This is a genomic window from Janthinobacterium glycogeni (assembly GCF_051380725.1).
Classification (GTDB): domain Bacteria; phylum Pseudomonadota; class Gammaproteobacteria; order Burkholderiales; family Burkholderiaceae_D; genus Janthinobacterium.
In genome coordinates this window covers 48,992-54,991 of the sequence record NZ_JBNYXP010000019.1, presented here as the reverse complement: position 1 = coordinate 54,991, position 6,000 = coordinate 48,992, and the positions used below count along the sequence as shown (strand labels likewise).

At 64.3% G+C, this 6,000-nt stretch carries 5 protein-coding genes; 4 read left to right on the top strand and 1 reads right to left on the bottom strand.

All coding sequences use genetic code 11. From position 1 onward, the window contains the following. Positions 1–286 precede the first annotated feature (286 nt). From ACQ4W4_RS26490 to ACQ4W4_RS26475, 4 genes are read left to right on the top strand one after another with little or no spacing between them, the layout of a single operon-like run. Positions 287–1,711, top strand: coding sequence for a TolC family protein (locus ACQ4W4_RS26490; RefSeq protein WP_436544498.1), 1,425 nt, complete (start codon positions 287–289; stop codon positions 1,709–1,711). A gap of 2 nt (positions 1,712–1,713) precedes the next feature. Further along, entirely contained in the window at positions 1,714–2,688 is a 975-nt protein-coding gene (locus ACQ4W4_RS26485; RefSeq protein ID WP_436544497.1) for an HlyD family secretion protein, read from the top strand. A 6-nt stretch (positions 2,689–2,694) separates the two neighbouring features. Then, positions 2,695–3,876, top strand: coding sequence for an ABC transporter permease (locus ACQ4W4_RS26480; RefSeq protein ID WP_436544496.1), 1,182 nt, complete (start codon positions 2,695–2,697; stop codon positions 3,874–3,876). Then, the gene (locus ACQ4W4_RS26475) at positions 3,873–5,021 is read left to right on the top strand and encodes an ABC transporter permease (protein ID WP_436544495.1); all 1,149 of its coding nucleotides are present in this window, start codon (positions 3,873–3,875) and stop codon (positions 5,019–5,021) included. Before ACQ4W4_RS26480 ends, ACQ4W4_RS26475 begins: the two co-directional genes overlap by 4 nt. A gap of 84 nt (positions 5,022–5,105) precedes the next feature. Here ACQ4W4_RS26475 and ACQ4W4_RS26470 read toward each other — a convergent pair whose 3' ends face one another. Beyond that, positions 5,106–5,969, bottom strand: a complete 864-nt coding sequence (locus tag ACQ4W4_RS26470; protein ID WP_436544494.1) for a LysR family transcriptional regulator — start codon at positions 5,967–5,969, stop codon at positions 5,106–5,108. Between the last annotated feature and the right edge of the window lie 31 nt (positions 5,970–6,000).

Below are 6,000 nucleotides of genomic sequence, written 5' to 3'. Positions count from 1 at the left end.
GGGGGTTGGATGGCAGATGGGGCGCAAGTTTGCGCCACTGCTTTTCAGTAAGGTCAGTTCGGCTCATCGCCCTATGACCATCCAACCTTAATCAAGTTCAGTCAGACAGACCCTAGCCGCTTACGCTGAGTAAAACGGGCGCCCCGCATGAGGCGCCCGTTTTTGTCTGTCAGCTTGCGTAACCAATAGTGCAGGGGGGAATGGACATCCGTGGATATAATTGCTATTGTGAAAGTATAAACATGGCAACCCCGTGCTTTCCCCTCATTCATTGACTGGACGCTACATGGGCAGATTGCAAGGACATTTATCATTATTGCTGGCGAGCGCGCTGGGCGCGGCCATGCCCGCCCTGGCGCAGCAGCCGGCCGGCGCACCGCTGACATTCAACGAAGCGCTGCAGCAGGCAGCCGCCGCTTCGGGCGCCGTGCAGGGCGCCGCGCTCGACGTGCGCGCCAAAACACTGAAAGCCGAAGCCTTGTCGAATATCGACGGCCCTTCCGTGGACTTGACGGCGTTTCGCGGCCGCCTGTCGACGGACTTGAACATCGATACGAGCGGCTTGTCCGGCGTGGTGGGCGGCATCGAGTCCGTGCTGCCATCGATTCCCGGCTTGCCCAAGCCACAGATTCCCAATTCCCTGAACCGCGAAGTGGTGACGGACCTGACCTCGTTCGGCTTGCTGGGCATGTGGCCCATTTACACGGGCGGGCGTCTGGACGCCGTCAAGGGACTCGCTTCCAGCCTGACCCTGGCCGCGCAGGCGGAGCGCACGGAAGCGGAAGAGCAGCTGGCGACCCTGGTGGCGCAGCGCTATTTCCAGTTGCTGCTGGCCAAGCGCGTGGTGGCAGTGCGGTCCGAAGTGACGGCCGGCGTGACGCAGCACCAGCATGACGCGGCCAAGCTGGAAAAGGGCGGCCTGATTTCGCGCGCGGAACGCCTGCGTGCGGACGTGGCCCTGGACAGCGCCCGCAGCGATGAGGCGCAGGCGCGCAGCGACGAGGAAATCGCCCAGGTGGCGCTCGACCGTTTGCTCGCCGTCAATACGCAAGTGCGGCCCAGCACGCCCTTGTTCGTCAACAGCTTGCCGGTGGGGACATTGCAATCGTTCATCAGCACGGGTATGCGTGAAAATGCGAACTGGAAAAAGATCGACAGCAAGCGCGTGCAGGCCGAACAAGCCTTGAAGCTGCACGGCAAGGAATACGCGCCCACCGTGTTTGCCATCGGTAATTACAACTTGAATCGCGGCAGCGAAAAACTCGTGCGCTCGAACTGGGCCATCGGCCTCGTCGTGGCCGTGCCGCTCGTGCACCGCATCAACACAGGCAAGATGATCGCCGCCGCCAAGCTCGATCAGGAGCGCGTGGAAGTGGTGGCGCGCCAGGCCGAGCGCGACATTCCCACCCTGATCGAAAAGAACTGGCGCGCGCTGGAAAACGCCCGCATCCAGTACCTGTCCACGGCGTCGTCGGTGGAGCTGGCGCGCGAAAATATCCGTTTGCAAACGGTCGCCTTCCAGCAAGGACAAGTGACGTCGCTGGAAGTGGTCGACGCGCGCCTGAACCTGGCCAAGGTCGAGACCCAGCGCGCGCAGACGGCCTATAACTATGTGATGGGGCTGGCGCAATTGCTGGAAGCGACGGGCGAGACGCAGCGCCTGGGCAGCCTGGCGGCCGCGGCCGATATCCAATTACCTGTGGACAAATAATAATGAGCACCTCCAAAAAACCCTTGGCCATCGTCGCCGCCATCATCGTCCTGGGCTTCGTGGGCTGGGGCTTGTACCAGGCGTTCCAGCCGCAGCGCCTGCCTTTGCAGGGACAGATGGATGCGCAGGAAGTCAATGTCTCGTCGAAAGTGCCGGGCAGGGTGGGCGAGCTGTACGTCAAGCTGGGCCAGACGGTGCCGAAAGGGCAAGTGCTGTTCCAGCTGACGAGTCCGGAAGTGGATGCGAAGGTCGCGCAGGCGACGGCCGCCACGCAGGCAGCCGATGCCGTGGCGCAAAAGGCGCAAGCGGGTGCGCGTCCCGAAGAAATCGCCGCCGCGAAAGCGAACTGGGAGCGGGCGCAAACGGGCGCCACCATCGCCAAGACTACCTATACCCGCGTCAACAATATGTACGAGCAAGGCGTGATCGCGCAGCAGAAACGCGACGAGGCGCAAGCCCAATGGCGCGCCGCCGACCAGCTGGCGCAGGCGGCCCGCGCACAATACGACATGGCGCAAAAGGGCGCCCGTCCCGAAGACAAGACGGCCGCCGCCGCCCAGGCGCGCCAGGTGGGCGCCGTGCTGACGGAAGCGCAGATCGCGCTGGCCGAAACCAAGATCGCCGCGCCTGTGGCCGGCCAGGTCAGCAAGATCCAGATCCAGCCCGGCGAACTGGCGCCACAAGGTTTCCCCGTGATCACCCTGGTGAACCTCGACGACGCCTGGGCCGTGCTGCAGGTGCGCGAAGATGAAATGGCCGCGTTTGCCATGGGCAGCACGCATACGGCCAATGTGCCGGCCTTGAAGCAGCAATTGAGCTTCAAGGTCAGTTCCGTGGCCGTGCTGCCGGACTTCGCCACGTGGCGCGCGGCGCGCCCGGGCGGCACGGACTTGCGCACGTTTGAAATCCGCTTGCGCCCCGCCATCAAGGTCGAGGGCTTGCGTCCGGGCATGTCGGTCGTGTTTCCACCGCTCTGATACGCGATGAACGAAGCGGATAAGGGGCCGGTTTCTGCGCTGGCGCGCGAGTGGGCGCGGCTGCGCGGCGACTTCTGGGACTTCGGCATGCTCAGCTGGATTCCGGTGGTGCTGTGCGGCATGCTGTGGCTGGTGTTTTCCGCCGGCATCGCGCGCGACTTGCCCATCGTCGTCATCGATAACGACAACTCGACCTTGTCGCGCCAGCTCACGCGCTGGCTCGACGCTTCGCCCGGCATCGCGGTGGCGGCGAAAGTGGCGTCCAGCGACGAAGCCCTGCACCGGCTGCGCGAACGCACGGCGTTCGGCTACCTGCTGATCCCGAGCGATTTCGAACAGAAACTGCTGGGCGGCCGGCAAGCCACCGTGCAATGGCTGTACAACGCGCAGTTTTCCTCGCACGCGGGCGCCTTGCTGCGCGATGTGCGCACGGTCAGCACGACCTTGTCGGCCGGCATCGAGATGACGGCGCGCGTGAAAAAAGGCATGTCGGGCGTGCAGGCGGCGGCCCAGTTCGAACCGATCCGCACGACCTTGAACAGTTTGTACAATGAAAACATCAGCTATGAGGCGTTTCTGACCTTGGCCCTGATGCCGGCCATGCTGCAGATTTTCATCGTCGTCGCCGTCGTCACGTCCATCGGACGCGAGTTGCGCGACGGCACGGTGCCGCAATGGCTGGCCTCGGCCAACGGCAGCTGGCTGCGTGCCGTCGGCGCCAAGCTGCTGTTTCCCGTGATCGCCTACTGCGCGCTGGCGCTGCTGTATCTGCTGTTCTTCAGCCTGACGCGTGGCTGGGCCGTGGCGGGCAGCTTGCCGGCCTTGCTGCTGAGCATGCTGTTGCTGGTGCTCGCGTATTGCGGCCTGGCCACCTTGCTGATCGCCGCCACCCTGTCCCTGCGTCTGGCGCTATCGGGCGCGGCATTTATTACGGCACCGGCCTTCGCGTTCGCGGGCCAGGCCTTTCCCCTGATGGCCATGCCGGCGCCCGCGCGCGCCTGGGCGGAAGCCTTGCCGCTCACGCATTATCTGCAATTGCAAACGAAATACTGGTTGGCCGGCGCGCCGTGGCGCTATGGCGCGCAGGAAATGCTGATTTTGACCGGCTTTGCCATCGGCTGCGGCGCCGTGGGCGTATTCCTGCTGGCGCGCCGTGCGAATGCGCCCGCCGCTTGGGGACGCGCATGATGTGGCAATCCTTCCTCGCCACCTGGCGCGCCATGCTGACGGACAAGGGCGCGCTGACCTTGCTGTTCATCGGCGGCATCATTTACTCGTTCTTTTATCCTTTGCCGTACTCGACCGAAATCGTCCAGCGTGTACCCGTGGCCGTCGTCGACCAGGACCGCAGCGCCATGTCGCGCCAGCTGACGCGCTTTGCCATGGCCCATCCTTCATTGCGAGTCGTGGCCGTCACGCCGGACTTGCCCGTCGCGCAGGATTTATTGTGGCGCGACCAGGTCATGGGCGTGCTGATCCTTCCCGACGGTTTGCAGACGGACGTGCTGGCCGGCCGCGCCGCGCACGCGCAGGTGGCGGGCAACGGCCTGTACCTGATGCTCAACAAGGTGGCCTTGAACGGCCTGGCCGAAGTGGTGGGCACGGTGTCGGCCGGCATTGAGCTCAAGCGTTTGGGCGCAGGCACGCCATCGACCATCCAGGCGAACCAGCAGCGCTCGCCCATCGCCTTTGACGCCGTGCCCCTGTTTAACGTCAAGGAGGGCTATGGCGCCTATGTCGTGCCGGGAGTGGCCACCCTGATCGTGCAGCAGACCTTGCTGATCGGCATGACCATGCTGTTCGGCACCTGGTACCAGCGCAAGACCTTCCCCGTGGCGGGCCGGCGCACGGCGGGCGGCTATGCGGGCATGCTGCTGGCGTTTGCCTGCGTGGCCTTCCTCAACTGCTGCTATTTCTTCGGCTTCGTCTTCTGGTTCCAGGATTATCCCCGTGGCGGCAACTTCGGCGGCATGCTGTTGCTGCTGGTGCTGTTCTCGCTGGCGGAAGCGGCGTTCGGCATGCTGCTGGGCATGCTGTTCCGCACGCGCGAGCGGGGCACGCAGCTGATGATCGCCACCTCGATGCCCGTGCTGTTCCTGGCGGGCCTGACCTGGCCCGTGTCGTCCATGCCCGTCGTGCTGCAATGGCTGCGCTGGCTGTTGCCGTCCACGGCCGGCATCCAGGGCTTTGTCGCGCTCAACCAGATGGGCGCCTCGCTGTATGAAATCCGCCATGAAATGGCGGGCTTGCTGGCCTTGCTGCTGGCCTGCGTGGCGCTGGGCTGGTGGCGCTGGCGCGCGGGGGCGTCAGCACCCGTCGTCAAGCAAGAATGAGCATGAAGCCAGGGAAAGCGCTGGTGGCTGAGCGACGACGAGAAGGTTGACCTGCTCTGGCCGCATCGCTAGCGACGGGATCCATCATGCTTTGGGCAATGCCGCCAGCAGCAGCTGGCAAAAACCGTCACGCACGGGGTCGGGCTGGTTGTCATTGGCCCGCAGCAGGCTGGCGACACGGGGCAGCGGCGCCAGCCGTTCCAGTGCCGCATGCCGGTGCATGCCCTGGCCCAGATTGCGTTCATTGACCACCGCCATGCCCAGGCCGGCGGCAATCGCGGTCAGCATGCCCGCCACCGATGGGCATTCCAGTCCCACGCTCCAGGCCATGCCGGCCTGGCCCAGCTTTTCCTCGGCCAGCCGGCGGTAAAAGCAGTGCGGCCCGTAGGTGATCAGTTTGACGGTCTCGCCCGGCAAAGTCTGCTCTGCCGTGGCAGCGCACCAATGCAGCGTTTCTGTCCATAACAGCGTGTCGCCCGGCGCCGCATTGCCGGCAAAATCCTGGTGCAAAATCACATCAAGCACGCCGTCGGCAAAGCGTGCGCGCAATACCTGGCTTTGCTCCACCACCAGCTGTACGTCGACCTTGGGGTGGTGATGCGAGAACTGCGACAGCACCGCGCACACGTCCGTCAGTGAAATCTGCTCCGTCACGCCGATGCGCAGCCGGCCGTGCATCGCCGATGGCGAAAAATGGGCGACGGCGTCATCATGGGCGTCGAGTATGTTGAACGCATGTCGCAGCAGCACGGCTCCCTGGTCGGTCGTGCCAAACAGTCCGCCGCTGCGCGCCAGCAGCTGGCAGTCGAGTTGCTGCTCCAGCCGCTTGATTTTCCAACTGACGGCCGATTGGCTCAGATGGAGCAGGCCGGCGGCCTGGCGCATGCTGCCGGTTTGTACCACTGCCCTGAACACACGCAGGGCGTCGATGGATAGACGCAAATTCATGGGCCATGACAAAAGTTGGATTGAAGGTCAA

Bases quoted from the DNA above. Each gene is read 5' to 3' on its own strand.
- ACQ4W4_RS26490 (WP_436544498.1), top strand. From the start codon at position 287: ATGGGCAGATTGCAAGGACATTTATCATTATTGCTGGCGAGCGCGCTG.
- ACQ4W4_RS26485 (WP_436544497.1), top strand. From the start codon at position 1,714: ATGAGCACCTCCAAAAAACCCTTGGCCATCGTCGCCGCCATCATCGTC.
- ACQ4W4_RS26480 (WP_436544496.1), top strand. From the start codon at position 2,695: ATGAACGAAGCGGATAAGGGGCCGGTTTCTGCGCTGGCGCGCGAGTGG.
- ACQ4W4_RS26475 (WP_436544495.1), top strand. From the start codon at position 3,873: ATGATGTGGCAATCCTTCCTCGCCACCTGGCGCGCCATGCTGACGGAC.
- ACQ4W4_RS26470 (WP_436544494.1), bottom strand. From the start codon at position 5,969: ATGAATTTGCGTCTATCCATCGACGCCCTGCGTGTGTTCAGGGCAGTG.